This is a genomic window from Paenibacillus sp. Marseille-P2973 (assembly GCF_018101095.1).
Taxonomy (GTDB): domain Bacteria; phylum Bacillota; class Bacilli; order Paenibacillales; family Paenibacillaceae; genus Fontibacillus; species Fontibacillus vini.
In genome coordinates this window covers 18,267-40,787 of record NZ_JAGQEH010000021.1, presented here as the reverse complement: position 1 = coordinate 40,787, position 22,521 = coordinate 18,267, and the positions used below count along the sequence as shown (strand labels likewise).

Annotated in this window: 21 protein-coding genes; 4 read left to right on the top strand and 17 right to left on the bottom strand. The window is 49.4% G+C overall.

From position 1 onward, the window contains the following. Positions 1 to 39: 39 nt before the first annotated feature. From KB559_RS23565 to KB559_RS23535, 8 genes are all read right to left on the bottom strand, one after another. Positions 40 to 1,260 carry a spore germination protein gene (locus KB559_RS23565; RefSeq protein ID WP_211025708.1) on the bottom strand — a complete coding sequence of 407 codons (1,221 nt, stop codon included), beginning with the start codon at positions 1,258 to 1,260 and terminating at the stop codon, positions 40 to 42. Positions 1,261 to 1,268: 8 nt separating this feature from the next. Further along, positions 1,269 to 1,577 (bottom strand): spore germination protein, encoded by a 309-nt coding sequence (locus KB559_RS25420; RefSeq protein ID WP_211025706.1) that lies wholly within the window; start codon positions 1,575 to 1,577, stop codon positions 1,269 to 1,271. Between the two features lie 125 nt (positions 1,578 to 1,702). Beyond that, positions 1,703 to 3,514 (bottom strand): FAD-dependent oxidoreductase, encoded by a 1,812-nt coding sequence (locus KB559_RS23555; RefSeq protein WP_211025704.1) that lies wholly within the window; start codon positions 3,512 to 3,514, stop codon positions 1,703 to 1,705. 144 nt (positions 3,515 to 3,658) lie between these two features. Then, on the bottom strand, positions 3,659 to 4,933 hold the full coding sequence (locus KB559_RS23550) for a MerR family transcriptional regulator (RefSeq protein ID WP_211025702.1): 1,275 nt from the start codon (positions 4,931 to 4,933) through the stop codon (positions 3,659 to 3,661). Positions 4,934 to 5,433: 500 nt separating this feature from the next. Continuing rightward, positions 5,434 to 5,556 carry a hypothetical protein gene (locus tag KB559_RS25415; protein ID WP_282103198.1) on the bottom strand — a complete coding sequence of 41 codons (123 nt, stop codon included), beginning with the start codon at positions 5,554 to 5,556 and terminating at the stop codon, positions 5,434 to 5,436. A 5-nt stretch (positions 5,557 to 5,561) separates the two neighbouring features. Further along, the gene (locus KB559_RS23545) at positions 5,562 to 6,620 is read right to left on the bottom strand and encodes a Gfo/Idh/MocA family protein (RefSeq protein WP_247682049.1); all 1,059 of its coding nucleotides are present in this window, start codon (positions 6,618 to 6,620) and stop codon (positions 5,562 to 5,564) included. A gap of 346 nt (positions 6,621 to 6,966) precedes the next feature. After that, positions 6,967 to 7,767: a TrmH family RNA methyltransferase gene (locus KB559_RS23540; protein ID WP_211025698.1), complete on the bottom strand. Its 801-nt coding sequence runs from the start codon at positions 7,765 to 7,767 to the stop codon at positions 6,967 to 6,969. Between the two features lie 36 nt (positions 7,768 to 7,803). After that, positions 7,804 to 8,478, bottom strand: coding sequence for a potassium channel family protein (locus KB559_RS23535; protein ID WP_211025696.1), 675 nt, complete (start codon positions 8,476 to 8,478; stop codon positions 7,804 to 7,806). Between the two features lie 126 nt (positions 8,479 to 8,604). On the opposite strand from KB559_RS23535, the gene sspI reads away from it, so the two are divergent. Beyond that, on the top strand, positions 8,605 to 8,838 hold the full coding sequence (gene sspI / locus KB559_RS23530) for a small acid-soluble spore protein SspI (protein ID WP_211025694.1): 234 nt from the start codon (positions 8,605 to 8,607) through the stop codon (positions 8,836 to 8,838). A gap of 85 nt (positions 8,839 to 8,923) precedes the next feature. Here the strand turns inward: sspI and KB559_RS23525 are convergent, their stop codons facing one another. The 4 genes from KB559_RS23525 to KB559_RS23510 form a co-directional block, all read right to left on the bottom strand. After that, the gene (locus KB559_RS23525; protein ID WP_211025692.1) at positions 8,924 to 10,507 is read right to left on the bottom strand and encodes a peptide chain release factor 3; all 1,584 of its coding nucleotides are present in this window, start codon (positions 10,505 to 10,507) and stop codon (positions 8,924 to 8,926) included. Between the two features lie 153 nt (positions 10,508 to 10,660). Next, positions 10,661 to 12,109 carry a DUF5050 domain-containing protein gene (locus KB559_RS23520; protein ID WP_211025690.1) on the bottom strand — a complete coding sequence of 483 codons (1,449 nt, stop codon included), beginning with the start codon at positions 12,107 to 12,109 and terminating at the stop codon, positions 10,661 to 10,663. A 170-nt stretch (positions 12,110 to 12,279) separates the two neighbouring features. Beyond that, positions 12,280 to 13,827 (bottom strand): glucose-6-phosphate dehydrogenase, encoded by a 1,548-nt coding sequence (gene zwf, locus KB559_RS23515; RefSeq protein WP_211025688.1) that lies wholly within the window; start codon positions 13,825 to 13,827, stop codon positions 12,280 to 12,282. A 237-nt stretch (positions 13,828 to 14,064) separates the two neighbouring features. Further along, the gene (locus tag KB559_RS23510) at positions 14,065 to 14,880 is read right to left on the bottom strand and encodes a YwmB family TATA-box binding protein (protein WP_211025686.1); all 816 of its coding nucleotides are present in this window, start codon (positions 14,878 to 14,880) and stop codon (positions 14,065 to 14,067) included. Between the two features lie 128 nt (positions 14,881 to 15,008). Between KB559_RS23510 and KB559_RS23505 the strand changes: the two genes are divergently transcribed. The 3 genes from KB559_RS23505 to KB559_RS23495 are packed head-to-tail and all read left to right on the top strand — an operon-like array spanning position 15,009 to position 18,740. Next, entirely contained in the window at positions 15,009 to 16,109 is a 1,101-nt protein-coding gene (locus KB559_RS23505) for an endospore germination permease (protein WP_211025684.1), read from the top strand. Continuing rightward, a complete protein-coding gene (locus KB559_RS23500) occupies positions 16,099 to 17,595 on the top strand; it encodes a spore germination protein (protein WP_211025682.1) in 1,497 nt (498 codons plus the stop codon). The genes KB559_RS23505 and KB559_RS23500 overlap by 11 nt, the downstream gene beginning before the upstream one ends. A 5-nt stretch (positions 17,596 to 17,600) precedes the next feature. Then, positions 17,601 to 18,740 carry a Ger(x)C family spore germination protein gene (locus KB559_RS23495; RefSeq protein ID WP_247682053.1) on the top strand — a complete coding sequence of 380 codons (1,140 nt, stop codon included), beginning with the start codon at positions 17,601 to 17,603 and terminating at the stop codon, positions 18,738 to 18,740. Between the two features lie 46 nt (positions 18,741 to 18,786). On the opposite strand, the gene KB559_RS23490 is transcribed toward KB559_RS23495, so the two are convergent. From KB559_RS23490 to KB559_RS23470, 5 genes are all read right to left on the bottom strand, one after another. After that, entirely contained in the window at positions 18,787 to 19,437 is a 651-nt protein-coding gene (locus KB559_RS23490; RefSeq protein ID WP_435530092.1) for a response regulator, read from the bottom strand. After that, complete coding sequence (locus KB559_RS23485; RefSeq protein WP_211025678.1) at positions 19,415 to 20,503, bottom strand: sensor histidine kinase; 1,089 nt, start codon at positions 20,501 to 20,503, stop codon at positions 19,415 to 19,417. Before KB559_RS23485 ends, KB559_RS23490 begins: the two co-directional genes overlap by 23 nt. 19 nt (positions 20,504 to 20,522) lie before the next feature. Beyond that, positions 20,523 to 21,173 (bottom strand): cell wall-active antibiotics response protein LiaF, encoded by a 651-nt coding sequence (gene liaF / locus KB559_RS23480; RefSeq protein ID WP_211025676.1) that lies wholly within the window; start codon positions 21,171 to 21,173, stop codon positions 20,523 to 20,525. 111 nt (positions 21,174 to 21,284) lie between these two features. Then, positions 21,285 to 21,986 carry a PspA/IM30 family protein gene (locus KB559_RS23475; protein ID WP_211025674.1) on the bottom strand — a complete coding sequence of 234 codons (702 nt, stop codon included), beginning with the start codon at positions 21,984 to 21,986 and terminating at the stop codon, positions 21,285 to 21,287. A gap of 3 nt (positions 21,987 to 21,989) precedes the next feature. Beyond that, positions 21,990 to 22,517, bottom strand: coding sequence for a PspC domain-containing protein (locus KB559_RS23470; RefSeq protein WP_211025738.1), 528 nt, complete (start codon positions 22,515 to 22,517; stop codon positions 21,990 to 21,992). Between the last annotated feature and the right edge of the window lie 4 nt (positions 22,518 to 22,521).

The following is a 22,521-nucleotide window of genomic DNA, read 5'->3' as shown; positions in this document are numbered from 1 at the left end:
TGTGTTCCTTTCAGAAAATATCTCGGGCACCGGCAGTTCTTACGATTTGGGAGGCCGTGGTCTCATATTCCCCTTCATCCGCCGAAGGTTTGCCTTTCCGGTCTGCAAGGGGCGCTCCTTCATGCTCCACCATGGAAAACGTACGAATACATCTTTTAATCCGGCGGCCTGCAGAGGAATGATGGGCGACAAATAAGGAACCCCGAAGGAACGAAGCTTAACCAGATGAATCAGGAGAACGAGCAGGCCCAGGAATATGCCGTACAGGCCCAACGATCCCGCCAGAAGCATCATAGGAAAACGCATAACGCGAAAAGCTAATCCCTGGCTGTAGATAGGGAAAATAAACGAGGCGATCCCGGTAAATGAAACGACGATGACCAGCGTCGCCGAAACAATGCCTGCCTGAACGGCGGCCTGGCCGATCACCAGGGCGCCTACGATACTCACCGCTTGCCCCACTGGCCGAGGCAGCCGTATGCCGGCCTCCCGTAATCCTTCGAAAGAGGCCTCCATCAATATCGCCTCGATAAGGGCCGGAAAAGGCACCGCCTCCCGCGAGGCGGCGATGCTAAGCAACAGGCTGGCCGGAATCATCTCCTGATGGAAGGTCGTTAAGGCAATGTAAATGGATGGAAACACCAACGCGCCGATCGCGAGGCCCAATCTCAGAAAACGGGTCATCGTCGAAAAAATATAATTTTGATAATAATCTTCGCTAGCCTGCAGCGTTTCAACAAATAATCCAGGTACCACCAAAACAAAAGGAGTATTATCTACAAGGATGACCACTTTGCCTTCCACGATGCCGCTGACCGCACGATCCGGCCTTTCCGTATTGATGACTTGCGGAAACACGCTGAAAGGGTTGTCGCAGATCAGTTCTTCGATATAACCGCTCTCCAATACGGTATCTATTACAATTCTTTGAATCCGTTGTTTGACTTCATCCACTAACCCCGGCATGACTACGGAATCCAGATAGACCAGCTCCATATCCGTTTTGGACAAGGTGCCTACCTGAATTGACTCCACCTTTAGATCCGGGGTAGCTAACCGCCTGCGAATCAGAGTCGTATTCGTTTGCAGACTTTCCGTAAACCCGTCCCGTGCACCGCGAATGACCGGTTCGGAAGCCGGTTCCTCAACAGATCGCTGCTCCCATTTGCTTAAGCTGACGAGAAGGATCTTCCGGCAGCCGTCCAGGATCGCTATCGTACCCCCTTTGCATAAGGCGGTAAGTCCCTGTTCCAATTCCATTTCTGTCCTTAACTGCCCGGCATCCGACGAGCTTCCGGACAAATCCTTGGCGTTCCCCCGTTCCCGGCCGTCTTCAGAGTCCCCGATAAATCCTGCTCCGATTCCATCCGGCTTAACGGATCAATAACTTCCATCTGCAGTCTCGTATCATCCGTCATGCCCGCAATAAAAATGAGATAGCCCTGTTTACCGGACTGCAGCGTAAATTTATGGTATTCCACATCCGAGCACCGTTCCATCTTCCCTTGGAACAAGGCCAGATCTTCCTCCAGTTTTCCGGTAAGCCCAGTACCGTCTTCGCGAGCCTTGCTGTTCAATCCCCAGGAACCCCTTTCCAGCCGACACTAATTATCTGAAGTATGATTATTTTTCCATCAAACTATTCGGAATTCAAAAAAGCACGGAGCGTTTGCTCCATGCTTTAGAGGGATCCTGCAGGGGGTTACTCCCCGTCTATGGCTGCTTTAGCGGCATGTTCTCCGCTTAGGCGACCGCTAGTTAAGGCATATTGAACTGCGCTGCCGGTCATATAAACCTGGTTATACAGGTAACGGTTCGCTGCTTCACCGCCCGCGTAGAGATTATTGATCACCGAGCCGTCCTCTTTAAGAACCCGATAATTCTCATCCACCTTCACGCCTCCGAAAGTCCCCATGGTTCTTGGATAGAACTTGAACGCGTAAAACGGCCCTTTTTTTACGGATACCAGCATTTTTGCGTCTTTCTTGAATAAATCTTGGCCGGAAGCCACGCCTTCATTGAACGTATCCATTGTCTTTATAAGAGCCGCTTCCGGAACTTGCATCGCGGCAGCCAGTTCTTTAACGGTATTCCCGACCGCGATTTCATCATTCGGTAGCTGTCCTTCAATCGATTTGATCACATCAGCATTGGCTTCGCTTGAGTCAATGACCACCCAAACTTGCCCGTTGTCGGCAGCCTTGTTCGTCACGACGGCGTAATGACTGTTTTCATTCATATAGCGCTCGCCTTGTTCATTCACATACATCTTCGTCGGATCCCATTCAAGGACGCGCAATTCTGGAACGCGAGCCGCTATGCCCAGGCCGATAATCCACGGATCTTCATAGAGCGCTGCCCCTAACTTTTCCGCCATCACAATCCCGTCGCCCGTACTGCCCGCCGCCGACGCAGATACGTCCATCACTTCCACGAATTCCGGCAGGAAACGCTTCATAAGCTCTTCGCTTCTGGCGAATCCGCCGGTGGCGATGATGACCTTCTTGGCATGAACGGTCAGCGTTCCTTCGGCATTCTCAGCTTTGACGCCTACCACATTGCCTTTGTCATCGGTCAATAATTCCGTTGCCTTGGTTTCTGTTAAAATATCGATTCCTTTATCGTTCAGCGTTTTCTCCATATTCGCAATTATAGTCGCACCGCTCTTTTCAGGGAAATGCAGGCGAGCCACAGGGTCGACGCCAAAGCCGGCCACGTTCACGTACTTATGATTCATGTAATCGACCAGCCAATGGGTCGTATCCACGGCATCGTCCATAAATTTGCTCACGCGGTCGTAATCCGGATATTTACCGTCCGGATTGCTTGTACTCTGGCGTTCCTTCCAAAGCTTCAGCCATGATTCCGGCGAATCCTCAATGCCTTGCTCCTTCTGGAATCGCGTGCCCGTCGCCCCAATCGCTCCGCCGGATAACGCCGTAGATCCGCCCAAAGTACCCATTTTTTCGAGCACGATGACTTTCGCTCCGTTCTCAAAAGCCGACCCGGCGGCTGCCAAGCCTGTCCCGCCACCGCCGATGACGACAACATCCGTGGTCAACTCATTTTCCTGATGCGGTTTATCCTCGGTTACGGCTGCAACCTTAAGGGCATCTACATCTCCGCCGGCCTGTTTGACGCAGTCTTCAACCGCAGCCAAAATAGCTTTCGATGAATTGGATGCGCCGGACACCATGTCCACAGCCAAGGTTTGCCCGTCCACAATCTGCTGCGGGATGCGTTCCAGGGCTTTATCGCTAAGCCCTTCCGTTTCGCTGTTGTCCTTCACAGTCACGGAAATGATGGAGTTCTCGTCAAACACGACCTCCACCGTAACATCCCCATTGTTACCGGCAGCCTTTGCCGTATAAGTGCCCGGTTTATACTTGCCCGAAGCCGATGCCGCCTCCGCCCCCGAGTTCTTGGCCGTCTCCGATTTGGAGCAGCCGAATACGCTCAGTACCATTAGAAGCCCCAGCAGCAAAAAGCCTACCTTTTTCGCATTCATTTTCATGTCCTGTTCCCCCTTGATTTATAAAACTCATGAATATAATCATGATTCTATATGCTGGGGTTATGACGACGTCAATATGACTTTGTGAAATTATGCACGTGAATAAACGCGTAAAAATCGAAAATTTGGGGTTAACCCGACATTTCAAGATATTCTATTATGCTTCAGTTTGACTCCCTGTTGGACACCCGAACAAAACACATCAAAATTGGCCTTTTTCTTGCCTACGTACAAAGTCAGATATTGTTCTTTTCCTTGAATGTCGATATACGGATTATCTTCAGTGATCGGACCCAACTCCGAGACATCCAGCTCCGTAAAATTCAATTGTTGCAATTTACACAGCATTTTGTCCCAATTGAAAAGGTCTCTGAGCTCCAACGGAACATGGAGATAATCCTTGCAATACGGACCCAAGTGAGGATAGGCTCCCACGAGCAGCCCCTCTTGTTTCAGGAACGGAGAGACGATATCCATCAGATCCCTGTCCGCGGTTTTGGCATAGGTTTTGCTCATCCAATGGTCGACGATGATATCGATCGACGCAGGAGCAAAGGGCAATCGGTCCAATTCGCAGCAGAAGAAGATAATGTTGCTATGCTCCTGCTGAAGCTCAATGTTATTTTTCATATTACTAATACGCTCTTTGTCATGACAAATAAGAATGTAAGTACAGCTTTTCGGCAAAAATTCAATGTATTGCATTAAAAACCGGCCGACGCAATTGTCCAGCTCCATAATATATCCGGATTGGCTTCCGTGATTTTGAATGTAATCGATTAAGGTAGACGTTCCGTTATACAAAAAGTTAATGTACTTGGGTGAAGCAGCCTCCAGGAAATCTTGTTTCGGCGGAATCTTCTTCTTTTTGCCGACTGCCGCTTTATCTACATAAATTCCATCCTCGATGTATGAAATATACCCGCATTCACACTGAAATTCGGCTTCCATCAGCATGTTTCTTTCAATCGTGCCCCCGTTAATGTCCAAGGCTGATTTGCATTCAGGGCATTGCAAAAGCGGTGTAGAGGATATGGGAAATCCAATTTTTCTATGTATGCTTGCTTTATCCATCTTCAGCTCATGGATCCGTTTCTTTAGATGTCCATCGATCTCTTGGAATTTTAATTGCTCGAGCCGGACTTGTTCCTTTTTTCTTTCCAACAGGGATAAGTAAAAACTTCTAAAGTCATTCGACTTTTCTCCCTCGAGCCGGTAAAAGCACAGAATCTCCTGAATTTCTGTCAGCGAAAAATCCAGCTGCTTCAGCTTCACGATCTCTTCGAGATCTCCGCTATCCTCTTCCGTAAACCTATACTGGGAGCCCTGCTTTTCCGCAACAAGGAGCCCCAGATCGATATAATGGCGAATCGTATCTTGCGTAATATTGTTTTTTTTGGCAAATTCACCGATTTTCATGTTTGCTGCTCCTTTAGGACCGTTGATGTCGATATTATTGTGAATAAAATCACAAGTTATAGTAAAGAAAAACCTCTGTTTGTACCAGAGGATCGCGATAGAGTACTTCTATAGGGTTTATATTCGTTTATATTCTCCCTCTCTCCCGATAAATCCTGCTGAAATGCTATGAGTATATGAAAATTAGATAGGGGAGCTCCCTCTCTTATGACGCGATGAAATTCAAATTCTAACGGACACAGAAGCCCTTATCTGCTCAGAATCGGGGATCCCGGGAAGCTAACGGACATAGGAGACGCTAACCGCCGTAAATTGTCCTTCATCAAGGCTTTTTGGACATTTTAAGGGCTGTGGCGTCCGTTAGGTTTTTATATAGATGATTTTCGCCTCAATAAGGTCTGCGGTGTCCGTTAAGTATGGATTCCCCTTGGCTCAACCAGTCTTCGACGGACGATTAGTCGGGTTTCGGCTTCACTTAACTCCATTCAGCTCAATTCTGTTCAGGCCAATCCGATCGTCCCGACCGACTCATAAGGGTCATTTCTAAGCCTGCTTGAAGCAACAAGACCCGGTTCTCTTGAACCGGGTCTTGCATCATCAGCTACAACTTTCCATTGTATCACGAACTTTAGATACTTCTATGAATCACGCTCTTGGTTGCCGCCGCCTCAAAAATCGTCTCGATCAGCACCAGTACACGATGTACTTCCTCGTTCTTTACTACTGGTTCCGATGTTCCTTCGATGACGGAAATATAGTTGGCATAGAAGCTTTGAGCTGCAGGGGCCGGTTTCTCAATCGGGAGGGTAAGCGTGGACTCTTCGGACGGCGGCGCCATCGTCTTGGTCAACCCCTGGCCGGCTTGAATCGGTTTCGGCTCAACGTGGGCAACATCCGGATTCCGGGTGATAATCTCCCCGCTCAAATCCCAATCTCTGATTACTGCGGTACCTTCCGTCCCTTTGATATACCAGCGCGGCAGCTTCACGTAGTTGGTCGTCCCCACTTCAATGAGTGCCGTCAAGCCATCCTTGAACGTGATGTAGCTGGAAAAGCCGTCATCCACTTCGGTACCCAAAATATAACTTAACGTAGCAGCAACGCTTTCAATTTGGCTGTCCGTAATCAGAAGCAGTTGGTCCAGTAAATGTACGCCCCAATCCAGCAGCATACCTCCGCCGTAAGCCTTTAGCTGGCGCCAGTCGCCGGGAATGCCGTTGGCTCCCTGAACCCGGGATTCCAAATGGAACAGTTCTCCCAAGGTCTTCTTGTCGATGATCTCTTTGGCAATTCGAAAATCTTCATCCCAGCGGCGATTTTGATGCACCGAAAACAAGCGGTTCTCCTGTTTCGCTACTTCGACAATATCCATAAAATCGGAGCTGGTTATCGTAACCGGTTTCTCGCAAATGGCATGTTTACCGGCCTGCAGCGCTTTAATCGCAATCTCTTTATGAACGTCGTTAGGCGTGGCGATCAGAACCACATCCACGGACTCATCGGCCAGAACGGCCTCCAGGCTTGGATAAGTCTTATGGCCACTGGCTTCGGCCAGGTCCATCCGATACTCCACGATATCGTATACGCCGATAACGGCAACCTGCGGCTCGGATTCCATCAATTTGACGTGATAGCTGCCCATGCCCCCGTAGCCGATAATAGCAACATTGTATATCCGATGATCCATTGTCAATCTCCTTCTCTCTACTTAATTGTGCCTAAACATGCTCTGCACGATTAACCATCTGACAAATCTTACTCCCAATACACATACAGTATAGGATTCAGTAGAATAAACGAAAATGGCGGAATCATACTCTTTTTGTACAAAAACTACTTTTTCTTCGAAGCCTTATTGTTTCGAGTCCGACAACAAACGCTCGTAAACCGAACCCCCATTTGCTAGCTTGCCATGCAAAGTAGCAATTAATCTATTAAATTAGTCTCATTAAAAAAAAGACTGGAGCAAGGTTCCAGCAAAGTGCTGCTGAACCTCTCCAGTCTTTATTATTGTTTAGGATCGTTGGCCGCCATTATCGGCCGGTCGAGAACTCCCGCTGCCGCAGCGCTTCGTACAGCAGCACCGAGGCGGCCATCGCCACGTTCAGCGATTCGGCGCGGCCGCGCATCGGGATGATGAGGCCGTCGTCCATGAGGTCGCGGACTTCCGGACTCAGGCCGCTTCCTTCGCTGCCGAACATCAGCCATAGCGGCCCGGTGAAATCGTACGCGTAGCAGTTCACCGCTGCCTGCAGGCTGGTGCCGGCGAGCCGGATGCCGCGAGCCTTGGCCTGCGGCAGCAGCTCATCCAGCTTGCCGTGTACCACCGGCAAGTGAAAGAGCGAGCCCATGGTGGCGCGCAGCACCTTGGGCCCGTAGATGTCGGCGCATCCGGCGCCGACAATAACCCCGTCCGCACCGACTGCGTCGGCGGTGCGGATAATGGTGCCGACGTTGCCGGGATCCTGCACGCCGTCAAGCACCACAACCAGGCCGCCTGCCGTATCCAGCAGCGGCTGCAAGGCCCCGCCGGCTTTGCGGACGACGGCGAACACCGGCTGCGGCGTCTTCGTATCGCTGCATTTTCCGATCACGGCTTCAGACACCGCGATCCACTCCACGTCCAGGCCTGCGGATGCAGCCTCGGCTAACTCGCCGGGAATTCCCGCCTCCGCCTCGTAGCAGACGCATTCGATATCCGCTCGCGCCTCCAGCGCCTCCTGGACGAGATGGATGCCTTCGATGAGGAACTTGCCCTGCTTATCGCGCTGCTTCTTCTCAAGCAGTCCCGCCCATTCTTTTACCCGCGGATTTTGCGGAGACAATATTTGCATGTCCGGTTCATTCCTTTGCCAAAATCATTTCCTCGATCAAGCCTCCGAATAGGCCAGCTCCATCTTGGTCAGGTCATTCTTCTCGCCGACAATGACGAGGATATCGCCTTCGGAGAGGCGGTCGCTGGAGGATGGAGAAATATTCATCTTCGATCCGCGTTTGATCGCCATCACGTTGCAGCCAAATTTGGCGCGTACGTTCAGTTCCTTCAGGTTTTGGCCAAGCATGGCCTTGGTGGCGCGCAGCTCGACAATGCTGTATTCATCCGATAATTCGATGTAATCCAGAATATTCGGAGAGGTCAGATGATGCGCTACGCGCAGCCCCATGTCCCGCTCCGGATAAATCACTTTATCCGCGCCGATCTTTTGCAGCACTTTCCCGTGCAGCTCATTCTGAGCCTTGACTACAATCAGCGGGCCGCCCATATCTTTCAAAATAAGCGTCGTGAGAATGCTTGCCTGGATATCTTCCCCGATCGCCACGACCACGACATCGAAGTTGCGGATTCCGAGCGCCCGAAGCGCTTCTTCATCGGTGGAATCCGCCGATACCGCATGAGTCACTATATTCGACACCGCCTGGGTATGCTGTTCGTCCGCATCGATCGCGAGTACGTCAAACCCCATTCCGCTGAGCGCTTTAGCCACACTTAAACCGAATCGTCCCATGCCGATTACGGCAAATTGTTTTTTCTCCGTATGAGCCATTTCTTCACCATCCTAGAGACTTATGGATTGATATAGTATATCACAATGTCATGCAAACTTGAATTTTTGGCCCCTTGACCGGGAACGTTAAGTTTTGGGCGATCACTATTTCAAGGAGGGTTACCAATGCCAATCACCATGAGTTTGCGTGAAGCCGTTCTGCATAAAATCCACGGCAAAAGCGAAAGCGGAATGCGCGATATGATCGAAGGCTCAATCGATGCACAGGAAGCCGCTTTGCCCGGTCTCGGTGTAGTGTTTGAGGTGATCTGGAAGAACATTGATCACACCAAACAGGATGAGTTGGTTTCCGTGCTGCAAGACCAGCTGGAACACAGTAATCTTAAGCCGTTGAAATAAGACCCTGCCCGAAAAAAACAAGCCTTCAGCATTCCGCTGAAAGGCTTGTTTTCATAAGATCAAAATCTCTGGTTTCCTGGATGGCTTATGGAGCCGTCTCCAAAAACTGCGCGTCCGGATTTTTCTCCATCGCCGTACGCATCGCATATTCATTTTCGAACAAGGCGACATAGTTGCCTTTTTTATCTTTTACCAAAGTGGAATTAATGCGGAACTTCGAAGGATCGACTTTGTCCGCGACAATCCAGCGGGCAAATTGGAACGGCATCCGCTGAAGCATCACATCGACTCCGTATTCGCCCTTCATCCGGTATTCGAACACTTCAAACTGCAATTGTCCGACAACGCCCAGCAGCGTATCTTCAAAGCCTACCGTGGTGAAGACCTGAATCGTCCCTTCCTCGGTCAACTGGTCGATCCCTTTTTGATACTGCTTATGCTTGAGGGCATTCTTGACCGTAACCTTTGCGAAGATTTCCGGCGAAAAGGTTGGAAGTTCATCAAAGGAAACTTCCCCGCCTTGACTAAGCGAATCTCCGATCCGGAAAATTCCCGGGTCGAACAAGCCGATAATATCGCCCGGATAAGCCTCGGTCACAATGTCCCGGTCCTGAGCCAAAAATTGCTGCGGCTGGGACAGCTTGATTTCCTTACCCACCCGAACATGCTTAACTGACATTCCGCGCTCGAACTTTCCGGACACGATCCGAAGGAATGCGATCCGGTCCCGGTGCGCCGGGTTCATATTGGCCTGGATCTTGAACACGTAGCCGGAGAATTTCTCGTTCGTCGGTTCAACGACCCCCGTAGTGCTCCGGCGCGGCTCCGGTTTCGGTGCCAGTTGAAGGAAGTTCTCGAGGAATGTCTGTACGCCGAAATTGTTCACCGCACTGCCGAAGAAAACCGGCGTCAATTCCCCGCGTTTCACTTTTTCAAGATCGAACGGATCGCCCGCTACATCCAGCAGCTCCAAGTCCTGGCACAACTGGTCGTGCAGATAGTCGCCCGCCATTTCGCGAATGACCGGATCCTCGTAACCATCCACTTTTTTCACTTGAATGTTCGAATGGTCGTCTCCCTGGAACAGTTCCACCTGGTTCTTCATCCGGTCATAGACGCCGCACAATTCCCGGCCCATGCCGATCGGCCAGTTCATCGGAACGGAACGGATACCGAGCACTTGCTCGATTTCCTCCATCAATTCGAACGGACTGCGTCCTTCACGGTCCAATTTGTTGATAAACGTAAAAATCGGGATTCCCCGCTTGGCGCATACCTGGAACAGCTTAATCGTCTGCGCTTCGACGCCTTTGGCGACGTCAATCAGCATCACGGCGCTGTCCGCAGCCGTCAAAGTCCGGTAGGTGTCCTCACTGAAATCCTGGTGGCCCGGCGTATCCAAAATATTGATACGATGGCCGTTATAGTCAAACTGCATGACGGAAGATGTCACGGAGATTCCCCGCTGCTTCTCAATTTCCATCCAGTCGCTTGTTGCGTGCTTGCTGGCTTTCCGGGCTTTAACCGATCCCGCTAAACGGATGGCGCCCCCGAACAAAAGCAGCTTTTCTGTTAATGTCGTTTTCCCTGCATCCGGGTGGGAGATGATCGCAAACGTTCTCCGCTTATCCACTTCCTGCTGCAGCAGTTGTCCCAATGCGTTGCTCATTCTCACTTTCCTCTCGCTTCTACAAAGTCATACCTGTTATTGTAACATATTTTGGCTTGACTTACGCAGATACGGAAGCTGGAAATTGAATTCTATAAGCCTAATTTTGAAATGAACGCTGAACAATCACCTATCATTCTTATTTAGGCGCTTTTACTGATTTACGGTATATAGCTTCTCCGGCTTCACTTGGCCTCCTAAGGAGACTCGATACAACTCCCGCTTGATGATTCGATGGCCATCTTTCGTATAAATAACCGTATAGTACATGTAATTTCCTGCAATCTGAATCTCCTGAACGGAACCGCTTTTCGGAATAGTCACAAAAGGAACTGGCTTAGGCTCGTCATCCAAGGCCATTTTGTAAATATGACTGGTCCCTCTGAAATACATATAAGCAATATTATTTTTGTAATTGATAACCTCTATGTCAATCTCATTTACCTGAGCAAGGACGTCAGCGCTTTTTATCTTCAGGGTATCCTGTAGAAGCGAACCGGCTTTTAACGGAATGGTCGTAATTTCTCCCGAGAAACCGCTCATTCTCAAGTTATCACCGATAACGGTCATATTTCTGCCTCTCAAGTAAAACTCAGCTACCTTTTGCCCGGCTGTAGTGTAAATGTAAACAACATTCGAGTCCGCGGCGATCAGCCAGTCGCCTCGAATTTGAAGATAGTCCAGAGATACATCACCGAGCTTCTTCAGTCCAGATCCGTCCAGTTTCATTTTGTACAGGCGTTGTTGATCCTTCCAGTTTCCGAAATAGATCCAGCCCTTATCGATGACAAACACCCGCGCCAAATCATTTTTCTTCCCTACGATTGATTTCTTCGTACCGTCCATTTTAATTTTGTAAAGAGAATATGCGTCGTGAGAGCCGGAACCCGGATTATCCCCCAAGAAATACAGCCACTCCCCGTATGGAACCAGATTATAAATACTTTCTCCACTTGTAATCTGTTTGGTTTGCTTTGTTTTTAGATCATATCTGTAAAGCACACTCTGCTTAATCGATTGTTTGACATAAAAATGATACTTGTCCGTACTCGCAACCGACCCGAAATTTGCCAGATTCCCGTTTAACTGGCTTTGCTGCAGAGACACTTCACTGGATACTGGAGTTGGACCGGGGAGTATAACATCCGGATCCGGTTCCCCATTCCATATAAGGTAAGAGGTATTGACCAGTCCGTCCCATTTATAAGTAATCCCAAAGGCCTCGCAGATCCCCTGCAGCGGCGTGAATAACGTCTCCTCTTTGACGACGGAAGCGGTTTTGAACTGGCCGGCTTTTTCGTTTATCCGATACGATGTCTCTCCCGATTTAAATTCAAGCTTCTTTCTGTCATAAATTATAATTACATCATTTCCGCTCTGTTCAACTCTCATATGTAAGGTGTCCGATAAAAAAGATAACGGGACGAAAACGACATCATTTTCATCAAAAAACGGCTCACTTGAAAACTTCGTAACCTTTTCCCCATTAATTTCGATCCTTAGCGGCAACCCGGGTGTTGCTGTACCTGCAGAAACGATCGTTGGGAATAACATGACTATGCCCAAAAAGAATGCTATGACCTTTACTCCAATTTGTTTCATAATTTCACTCCTCGTACTTTATATACCATATCCTACCATCCGCTTGATAATTTCGGAATACAAGATATGGAAAAAACCTAACTGCTCAAATTGTAAAACAACGCAAAAAAACCGCCCTCGGGTTCTCCCGAAGGCAGTTTGTAGTCTCACATCAATTTATTTGGTTCAGGTTACGGCGTTACCCAAACGACATTATCTTCTTCCTGGCCATTGACCGGCCACCAGTGGAATCCATCCTTGGCGAGCAGTTCATGGGCTTCTTGCGGACCCCAGGAACCGGCAGGATAAGAACTGATATCTCCCGGATTTTGCGCCCATGCCGATGCGATCCGGTCGATGAACGCCCAAGCGGTAGCCACTTCGTCCCAGCGGGTAAAGTAGGTGGAATCCCCGTGCGCCGCATCAAGGATCAGACGCTCATAGGCTTCCGGCGAGTTGATCCCGACCTGGCAGCTTTGGCAGAATTCCATCGCCAACGGTTCGATCTTGGAATCGGAGCCTGGCTTCTTCGCGTTGATCTTGATATAGATCCCTTCCATAGGGTTTACGCGAATAACAAGCAGGTTCGGCTCCAGGTTATGCTTCTGACCCAGATATACGTTCGTCGGCATTTGCTTGAACTCTACGACAACTTCAGTTGTCTTAACCGGAAGACGTTTGCCTGTACGGATATAGAACGGTACGCCGGCCCAGCGGAAATTGTCAACGAATACTTTCGCCGCAAAGTAAGTTTCCGTGTTGGAGTTCGGGTCCACCTTATCCTCCTGGCGGTATCCAGGAAGCTTCTTGCCTTTGCTTTCGCCTTCCGTATATTGACCGCGAATGACGCTCTCTTTCACTTCCACAGGGGAAGCGTACGGACGCAATGAACGGAGAACCTTCACCTTCTCGTCCCGGATATCTTCCGGGTACAAACGGCTAGGCGGCTCCATCGCAATCATAGTCAGCATCTGCAGCATATGGTTCTGGCCCATGTCACGCAGAGCTCCCGAATGATCGTAATATCCGCCGCGTTCTTCTACGCCCACGGTTTCGCTAAGCGTGATTTGAATATTTGCGATATGCTTGTTGTTCCAAAGCGGCTCAAAGAACGCATTGGCAAAACGGATTACTTCAATATTTTGAACCATCTCTTTGCCGAGATAGTGGTCGATCCGGTAAATTTCTTCTTCTTTGAAGACCTGATTCAGTTCTTCGTTCAGCTTCTGTGCGGAGAGCAGATCGTAGCCGAACGGCTTCTCGATGACCAGCCGGTGCCAGCCGCCGCTGCTAAGCATGCCGCCCTTCTGCAGGTTGAAGGATACGCTGCCGAACAGCTCGGGCGCAAGCGCCAGGTAGAACAGCCGGTTACCCGGAATGCTGAAACGGGATTCCACGGATTCGGTCAGTTCGCGAAGCTCGTGATATCCGTCAATGTTGTTGATGTCCAGAGATTTGTAGGAAAAATGCTCAGCAAACTGCGTCCACTTCGATTCATCCTCCACTTTATAACGGCAAAATTCCTGAATAGAGCGATGAACGTCATCCCGGAATTCCTCCTGCGAACGCGGACGGCGTGCCACGCCGATTACGGCGAAGTCCTCAGCCAGCTTTCCTTCGCGATAGAGTGAATATATAGCGGGAAAGAGCTTGCGGCGTGCCAAATCTCCGGTTGCCCCAAAAATAAAAAATACCGCTCCTGGTGTCTGCAGTGATTCTAGATTTTGAATATCAGCCATGGCTCCTCATTTCTTTCTATGTAATATAGTGAATATTTATTCAATTACCCACCAATGATATGAATTTACACGGCATCACTGGATGTGATGTAATTTTAGCATATTCACATAAAGGATGCCATCATATTCATATCAAAAAATGACGGTATTTCAGAAAATTCATCTAATATTTATCTAATATTTACATTGCCTTCACTTATAGTGCGAGTTCAAACAGTCAGGTTTTCAAGACAACCTCTAATATTCAATTGTCAGCAAGGGTGAGCCTAACGACAATTCCTCCAACCCCGTTTCCGAATTGCGGTGAACGGCCATCTGCAACGACACGGTCTTGCCGCCGCTACTCACGGATAATGGTAGATCGGGAATGTAGTAAGTCCGGCTGACGGTGTCTGCGTCTTTATAATTTTCCACAAGTCCCATTTTTAATGCATGGGCAGCATAATCCTCCAGCTCTTGCATTCTGTCTTCAATCGATGTGCTTACGATTTTACCCGTATCGGGAGATCCCCCGTTCTCCGGCTTCATCGTCCCCTGCAAAGCCGCGTTCCAGTGAATGGATACTCCCTCATCCGCAAGCGATTCTCCGGAAACCGTCTGCTCGGATTTCATTTCCTTCAATGTCTCCATGCCTTCCCCCTCCAGTCTAAGAATGACATAATAGGTCCCTTCCTTGACCGGCGTAACCGTTAGTTTGGAGCGGATTTCCATCGAACGGCCATACGCGGAATAAACCTCATGATCTTGTACTGTCTCCGGTTCAACTTCGGACAGACCCAGTCGGGTGGCGAGCACTCCTATCGCTTCTTCCGGCGCCAACAGCGTGTTCCAATCCCCCTGCCATTTCACCGTGCCCTTCATTTCTTCATGAATAGAACCGGTGCCCAGAGCAAGCAGTTTGTCCCACTGAGCGGCCGCAGCATCGACGGGACCGCCTTCTTTCACTGCGGATGCCTGGTCTTTAGCCAAGCTGCCCAAAAGCAAAATCAGCAACAGCATGCAACCCGCCAATATGATCGATCCGTTCCTCCACTTTTCCACCGGAATAGGCATCTTCATTTCCTCCGCTACTCTATTAATCTATGAGAACAGGATGTCCTGATAGAGAGCAACTTATACCTGCATATCTTTTCTTGATTTGGATACCATATACTGAAATTTTCGAAGAAAGGAGCCTGTAGATGATAAAATCGCCAAAGCCCTCCATATCGCAAGCCATTATGATGGTTATGCTCACCGTGGGGATCACCAACCATGTATTTGTTATCCCGGCTTTGATGCAGGCCGCCAAGCGGGATGCCTGGTTTTCCGTCATTCTCTCCATTCTTCCATTCGGCATATTTACTTGTCTGCTCATCTTTATTACAAACAGGACCCGGAGTAAATCGTTGCACAGCTGGATCAGCAGCCGGTTTGGAGCGTTCCCCTCCTATTTGTTCCGCGCGGTTCTTACCATTTATTTTTTTACGATAGCCTGGTTTACCTTATTCGACACGATCACATGGACCAAGAACACATTTTTGCCTTATACCCCGACCTGGGCCACTCTGATTGTACTTCTCGGACTTTGTTTAGCCGGGGCAACCCTTGGTATAAAAACCATTGCCGTAGCATCGGGACTGCTTCTCCCCCTCGTTGTCGTCTTAGGCTTTTATGTCGGAATAGCCAATGTGGAGTTCAAAGACTACAGCCTTTTATTTCCTATTCTTGAATTTGGCTGGGGGCCTCCGGTAAAAGGCATGGTGTATGCCTGCTCCGGTTTGTTCGAATTTTTCCTCATTTTGTTCATCCAGCCACACCTCGAAAAGCCATTAAAAAAGAAACACTTCGTCCTGTTAGCCGTAATCATTACCGGCCTTACAATCGGGCCGCTTACCGGAGCAATCTCCGAGTTCAATCCATATGAAGCCTCGCTGCAGCGGTATCCCGCATATGAAGAATGGAGAATTGCCGGATTTGGGAAGTATATATCACAAACCGATTTTTTCTCCATATATCAGTGGCTTTCCGGGAGTGCTATCCGGATATCCTTCGCTCTGTTTGCTGCCGCTGATTTATGGGAGTTCAAGAAGTCCAAGTCCCGCTTCATTCTGCTGCTAGTTATGGCTATTGCCTTAATTCCGCTGGGAAATTACGTTTTCAACGATGTACAGTTTCAATTTATGATATTCCATTATATTTTCCCGGGAAATTTAATGCTGATGTGCGGTCTTACCCTGCTGCTCGCCATCGCTGCTCTTCTGCCCGGCCGCAAAAAAGGAGGCTCCACTCATGGAACATGATCCGGGATCCAGGTCACCCGGCAAACCTCTAATCATAACTCAAGAATTGTTTAAGGAATATTTCGAGAACTCGGCAGACGTAATGCTTCACTGTTTTAACGCCGCAGGTTCCGATTTGGACACCCAGCCTGTGATCCTTGCATTTTCGGCTGGAATGATCGACTTCAAGCAACTGAATCAGCTCGTGCTTCCCGGCCTTGCCGCCATTTTCAGGGATTATCCCGCGGCTGTGCCAACTGAGATCGAGCATAATAACCACCTGCCATTGACTCCCGTACAGATCGACAGCTTACATGATATCGCTTATCGGATATACAGCGGAAATCTGATTGTCTTCATAGAGAAGCTGCAATCCTGCTTTAGTCTGGATATCTCTAATCCTCCAGCCCGTTCTCCGGAAGAGCCCTTGACCGAATCCTCGATCAAAGGCCCCCGCGACGGTTTCACCGAGGAATTAACGACCAACATTGCATTGATGCGTAAGCGGCTTCGCACCCATTCGCTAAGTATCGAGCAGTTGGTGAAAGGGCGGCGCGGCGAAACCCGGATTGCCCTTTTTTATATCAACGATATCATCAACCCCGACATTCTGGAGGAAATCCGCAGCAGATTGAACGGGATCGATACGGACGCCATTATCGGCACCTCATTCATTGAAGCAATTGTTTCGGGAAAAAAAGGCCACACCTTATTCCCTCTAACCGATTACACAGGTAGACCGGATTTTGCTGCGGACGCCTTGTTATCCGGCAAATTCGCAGTTATGGTCGACGGATCGCCAATGGCGATTATCGCTCCCGTAACTCTGATGAACCAGCTTATTTCCCCGGAGGACGCCAATACGGCCTATTTTATTGTATCCCTGCAAAAAATACTGCGGATTGCAGGTCTGTTGATTTCCTTCTTTCTGCCGGGCTTCTATATTGCGCTAACGACGTTTAATCTGGAACAGATTCCGCTGCCCCTGCTGGCGACCATCACCAATTCGAGACAAGGATTACCGTTTCCGATTCCCCTCGAAACTTTTATTATGCTGTTTCTGTTTGAAATCTTTAACGAAGCGGGGCGTCGGCTGCCTAAAGCTTTGGGCCAGACAGTTACCGTCGTAGGGGGCTTAATTATCGGAGATGCGGCGATCCGCGCCGGAATTACTTCACCGACCATCATTGTCACCGTGGCTATAACGATCGTAGCGGCGTCCGCTCTGATCAATCAGACGCTCAGCGGGAGCGCTTCCCAAATACGGTTGGTAATCCTGGTCCTCTCCTCTTTGCTGGGCATGTTCGGTTTCATGATCGGAACTTTCGCCGTCGTACTGTATATTTCATCGCTGGAGACATACGGCGTTCCCTACCTGGCGCCTATTTCTCCCTTCCATAAAAAAGACTTCCTCGTGGCCGTTATAAAAGAGCCGGCGGATAAGAAAATACAAAGGCCACATTATCTGCGAACCCAAGATGACAAAGGAAGGGGGAACCAGTCTTGAAAGTCATGTCCGTCCTGTTAATGCTCACGCTTCTGCTCACCGGCTGCTGGGATGTCAAAGAGGTTCAAAGCGTCAACTTCATCACCGCGCTCGGCGTAGATTACGTCAAGGATCACTATGTGATTTATGCCCAAATGCTGGACTTTTCGGAAATTTCCCGACAGGATACCCCTTCCAATACCGGAAAAGCGAAAATATGGATTGGCAAAGCTGAAGGAGCAACAATGACGGATGCGCTTAACAACCTATATCCCGCCTCTCAGCAGCGTACGCTCTGGACTCATGTCAAAACGATCGTCTTCTCCAGGTCATTGCTGGAGAGCCATTTATCCGAAACTGTAGCGAGCCTGCTTCGTTCCCGTGACTTCCGCTACACCCCCTGGGTGTTTGGAACGGACCAGGAGATGGGCCAACTGCTTTCAAGCGTATCGCTGCTCAATCATTCCGTGATCAACTCCGAGCTTATGGATCCCATGGAAGTGTTCAAGCAATATTCCTCGATCGAGCCGATCCAATTAATCAAACTCATTAATGGGATTAACGAGCCCGCCGGGCGAGCGCTGCTTCCGTCGATTACTATAACTGACGAGGTTTGGAAAGATTACAACGACCCGATCAATCTTGTGAAGCTGAACGGAGCATTCTGCATTTCAAAAGGAAAAAGCACGGGTTTTATGGACATGGAGCACTTGAACGGAGTGAGATACACTTCCTTCAGAAAAATGTACAAATATCCCTTAACGGTGGACATGCCGGACGGAAGCCACGTCGTACTTAATATTGTGGACTCCAAGTCGAAGTCTCATTTCAAAATTAAAGCCGGCGTTCCTGTTGCCGGGATGAAGATAAAAGCCCGTATTCATGTTGTAGAAGTCAATAAGGAGAGCAGCGCAACCGCTCAAAAAATCAAGGAGTTAGCCCAAATCGCGGTTGCTAAAGAGGTAAGAACTACATTTGCCGAAGCCCGGCAGAAGGATATCGATATTTACGGACTCGAGAAAAAATTGTACAGAAAGCATAATGCCAATTGGAAACGACTGAGCTCCGGCACGTCTAATTCCCTCATCTCAAAAATTGATTTGGGGGATGTTGAAGTTAATTTAAAGGTCGTACACGCCACTTCCTACAAATTGTCCGATCATTAAAAAAGAAGCAACCCGGCATACGCCGCCGGGCTGCTTCTTTCATATTTCATTCCGCAAGGCCGTTCTTGTAGGCATAGATCGCAGCCTGGGTGCGATCTTCGACACCCAGCTTGGCCAGAATGTTCGTAACGTGGAACTTCACTGTCTTGATACCAATGATCAGATCATCGGCGATATCCTGATTCGATTTGCCTTGCGCCAATAAGCGAAGAACGTCCATTTCCCGTTCGGTGAGGTCTTCATGGGCCGGGGTTTCCGGTTTGGGTTGACGGAACCGGTTCATCATTTTGGAAGCAACCTGGGATTCCAATACGGACTGGCCTCTGGCCGCGGCACGGATCGCTTCCGCGATTTCGGAAGCCCGGGAGGTCTTCAGCAGATAGCTGAACGCTCCGGCTTCGATAACCGGATACATCTTCTCGTCGTCGAGATAACTGGTCAATACGATCACCTTGCATTCCGGATACAGCGCGAGCAACTGCCGCGTCGTCTCGATGCCGTCCATCCCTTCCATCACCAAATCCATCAAAACGACATCAGGTCTATACTCCTGAGCCAGCCGAATTCCCTCTTCTCCGCTGCTGGCCTCGCCGACGACTTCAATGCCTTCCTCGGTGCCCAGTACGGCTGCAAGTCCGATCCGCACCATCTCATGGTCGTCAACCAGCAGCACTTTAATCAACTTCTCCATTTCCATCTCCATGATGATCGTCCCCCCCGATTTCCTCATTCAATAACGGTATTGTAATTTCAATGCGCGTTCCCTTGCCCGGAGCAGTAATGAATTGAATCGAACCGCCGATCTCCCGAACCCGCTCCTGCATCGTCGACAAGCCATAGGAGGCCTGCTTCTTGTCATCAAGTTGAAAGCCTATTCCGTTGTCTCGCAGCGTAACTTTAACCGCCGTATCTCCCTTCCGGTGGATCCGGATCTCCATTTTGTCGGCCTTGGCATGGCGCAGCGTATTGGACATCGCCTCCTGGATGATGCGGAACAGATGATTCTCGATTCCTTTCCCGAGATTGAGCTCCTCATCCATTTCAAGCGACAAGTCCATCGGCACCTTGGTCTTGAGTTCTTTCACAAGCTCGCGCAAGCCTTGCGACAACTCCTTCCCCTCCAAATAGACGGGCCGTAAATGCAGCAGCAGCGCTCTCATTTCGGATTGGGCCACAGAGGCCATCTCTTCGATCAATTCGACCTGGCGCTGGGCCTTGTCGAAGTCTTTATCCAGCGTTCGTCCTACGGCCGTAGCCGTCATGGAAATCGCGAACAACTGCTGGGATACCGCATCATGAAGCTCTCGGGCAAGCCTTTGCCTTTCCTCCACGATCGCCGAAACTCTGGCCTGCTCTGCAAGCTGCGCGTTATGTGTGGAGAGCCGCTGCAGCGAGCTCACCTGCTCTTCCCAACGCTTGCCGATCCGCTCCAGTTGCTCCCCAAGCCCCCCGATCTCATCGACGCCAAGCTTCGGCACCGTTCCGGTCTGATTGCCCTTTTCCCATTGAAGCAAAGCATTCCGCAATAGATCAATCTTCCGCTTCTGACGGTATCCCTGAAAGAAACCAAAAGCCGCTCCAACGCTGAGCAGCAGGGTCAGCAGCGTCAATCCGGCCTGAATCCCCGTTCTCCAACTGGTTGACGGCTTGAAATATCCATATGTATATAGAACATACACAATAACGGCCAGTAAAACAAAGCACAGGAGAATCCCCTCCCGCATACTTCGGGAAACCATGTTCCCAGGTCTTTTATTCTTCATGCGGAGCGATCCTCCCGACTTAAATTAATCGTATATCTACATCTCCCACTAAATAGGAGATAATAATTTTCACTTTTTGGTCGCGCTCTTCATAATTCGGCGATTTCCAGTATAACCGGTTCAACATTCCCGTTTCCCGGTCATGACCAAACTCAATCTGTCCGAACAATACGAACGCTTCGATCTCGACACCATAATCCTCGGACACGGCCAGATCAATATCGCCGACAATCCCCTGAAACATGAGGATGTTGTTTGTGCCCTCCATAATGGAAAGTGACATATCGATGTCAATTTCCCCCAAGATGTGCCACATGCTTGTATTTCTCAAAGTCCAAGGATCACGATCCCAGTGAATGCTCGACGTGATGCTCTGCTTTTGCATATAATTGCCCTGGGGTTGTGTTTTGCGAATTTTTGCATAATATAAGCCTAACGAGACCATGAGAATCGCAACGACCAACATAAAATGATCCAGCAGGATCAACCCTCCGCCTACGGCCATTAAAATGTATCCCGTTTTGACCTCTTCCCCTTGGCGAACCTTGTAGATTCCGTATCCTAAAACAAATAGGGCGACGATGGTTAAAAAACTCAGCCAGTTGCCGAAAATCATCAAAAGGCCAAGTCCGATCAATCCGATGGCGAGGAACCTTTTCCGCTTATCCATGCCGCACCTCCTGCCGGTCATAAGTTGGAAAAGCCATAACGGTATGGAATCCATACCGCATGGCTTTACCATGGTCTAGCATAACACATTGTCCTACTTACTGTGTAGCTGTTACTCCGCGCTTTCTTCGCGTTTCTCAGCCGGGCTCAGTTTAGCTTTCAAAGCTTCGAGCTGAGCATCTACTTTCAACTGCTTTTCGGCATCGGCCGGGCTGATATAAGTCGAAGGTGTTGTACCCCGGTAGACTGCGCCGGACACTTCCGCCTCAGCTTCCAACTGCATGATTTTCTCTTCCATCCGGTGGAATCCGAGCGAAGCGTTGCCGCTTTCGATCGAGTGCAGCGTGCTGATTTGGGACATTTGCTTTCTAGCCTTAGCCATTTGCGCACGGCTTACCAGCTCGTTACGTTTGTTGCGCAGTTTGTAGAACTCATCCTTCATTTCATGGAGCTGTTGTTTCAACTCGTTGGCTTGCGCCTCGGATTGAGTATGCAAATCGCTGAATTCCGCTTGCTTTTGGTCGAAGTGAATTTTTTCTTCCAGCAGCTTGCGTGCTACTTCTTCCTGCCCGTTTCTCAGAGCGATTTCGGCTTGTGCCTCTCTTTGGCCGGAAATACGGATAGCTTCGTCAAGGCGCTGCTTCATTCTGCGTTCATTAGCCATTTGTTTAGCTACGGTTACCTCGGCGTCACGGATTTCTGCCTCCATATCGCGCAGGTATTGGTTAAGCATTACGATTGGATCCTCTACCTTATCCAACATGTCATTGACAGATGCCTTTGTGATATCTTTAATTCTTTTGAATACTCCCATTGTTTACACTTCTCCCTTCTCATAGTTGGAAAGCTTTTTACGAAGCTCTTCCAGTTCTTTTTTCATGGCTTTCTTTTCGATATCTTGCATCATGGAATCCAGATTGGAGGCCTCCGCCCCGTTAAATCCGGAATTTCCGGCATTTACGTTGCCGTTGTATGGATTGTTGTTTCCGTAAGGTTGGTTGGCGCCATGGGCGTTGCCTCTAAATGGAGGCTGCGGGGGACGCTGCGGACCCCATCCGTATCCGGGACCACCCGGTCCGCCCGGCATTCCGCCGCCGTAACCGCCTGCACCTCCGTTGCCATTCCAACCGTCGTTATGAAAGTATGGATCGAATGGTTCATAGGGCTCTTTCGAAATGACAAGCGATGCAATCAGGTATATGAAGATCGTCGTCCCACCCGTGAACGGCACGCTGATGATCGTCAAGATCCGCAGCGCCGTAGAGCTGATTCCGAAGTATTCGCCCAGTCCGCCTAGCAGACCGCTAAACCATCTATCCCTTCTGGAGCGGTATAAACTACCCATCTTC

What these genes read in the sequence shown, in the direction of transcription:
- KB559_RS23545 (WP_247682049.1), bottom strand. Translation starts at nt 6,620, where the DNA reads ATGGATCATCGGATATACAATGTTGCTATTATCGGCTACGGGGGCATG.
- KB559_RS23500 (WP_211025682.1), top strand. Translation starts at nt 16,099, where the DNA reads ATGGAACATGATCCGGGATCCAGGTCACCCGGCAAACCTCTAATCATA.
- KB559_RS23555 (WP_211025704.1), bottom strand. Translation starts at nt 3,514, where the DNA reads ATGAAAATGAATGCGAAAAAGGTAGGCTTTTTGCTGCTGGGGCTTCTA.
- KB559_RS23540 (WP_211025698.1), bottom strand. Translation starts at nt 7,767, where the DNA reads ATGCAAATATTGTCTCCGCAAAATCCGCGGGTAAAAGAATGGGCGGGA.
- KB559_RS23550 (WP_211025702.1), bottom strand. Translation starts at nt 4,933, where the DNA reads ATGAAAATCGGTGAATTTGCCAAAAAAAACAATATTACGCAAGATACG.
- KB559_RS23505 (WP_211025684.1), top strand. Translation starts at nt 15,009, where the DNA reads ATGATAAAATCGCCAAAGCCCTCCATATCGCAAGCCATTATGATGGTT.
- KB559_RS23525 (WP_211025692.1), bottom strand. Translation starts at nt 10,507, where the DNA reads ATGAGCAACGCATTGGGACAACTGCTGCAGCAGGAAGTGGATAAGCGG.
- KB559_RS23565 (WP_211025708.1), bottom strand. Translation starts at nt 1,260, where the DNA reads ATGGAATTGGAACAGGGACTTACCGCCTTATGCAAAGGGGGTACGATA.
- zwf (WP_211025688.1), bottom strand. Translation starts at nt 13,827, where the DNA reads ATGGCTGATATTCAAAATCTAGAATCACTGCAGACACCAGGAGCGGTA.
- KB559_RS23470 (WP_211025738.1), bottom strand. Translation starts at nt 22,517, where the DNA reads ATGGGTAGTTTATACCGCTCCAGAAGGGATAGATGGTTTAGCGGTCTG.
- sspI (WP_211025694.1), top strand. Translation starts at nt 8,605, where the DNA reads ATGCCAATCACCATGAGTTTGCGTGAAGCCGTTCTGCATAAAATCCAC.
- KB559_RS23495 (WP_247682053.1), top strand. Translation starts at nt 17,601, where the DNA reads ATGTCCGTCCTGTTAATGCTCACGCTTCTGCTCACCGGCTGCTGGGAT.
- KB559_RS23520 (WP_211025690.1), bottom strand. Translation starts at nt 12,109, where the DNA reads ATGAAACAAATTGGAGTAAAGGTCATAGCATTCTTTTTGGGCATAGTC.
- KB559_RS23510 (WP_211025686.1), bottom strand. Translation starts at nt 14,880, where the DNA reads ATGCCTATTCCGGTGGAAAAGTGGAGGAACGGATCGATCATATTGGCG.
- KB559_RS23475 (WP_211025674.1), bottom strand. Translation starts at nt 21,986, where the DNA reads ATGGGAGTATTCAAAAGAATTAAAGATATCACAAAGGCATCTGTCAAT.
- KB559_RS23485 (WP_211025678.1), bottom strand. Translation starts at nt 20,503, where the DNA reads ATGAAGAATAAAAGACCTGGGAACATGGTTTCCCGAAGTATGCGGGAG.
- liaF (WP_211025676.1), bottom strand. Translation starts at nt 21,173, where the DNA reads ATGGATAAGCGGAAAAGGTTCCTCGCCATCGGATTGATCGGACTTGGC.
- KB559_RS23490 (WP_435530092.1), bottom strand. Translation starts at nt 19,437, where the DNA reads ATGGAAATGGAGAAGTTGATTAAAGTGCTGCTGGTTGACGACCATGAG.
- KB559_RS23535 (WP_211025696.1), bottom strand. Translation starts at nt 8,478, where the DNA reads ATGGCTCATACGGAGAAAAAACAATTTGCCGTAATCGGCATGGGACGA.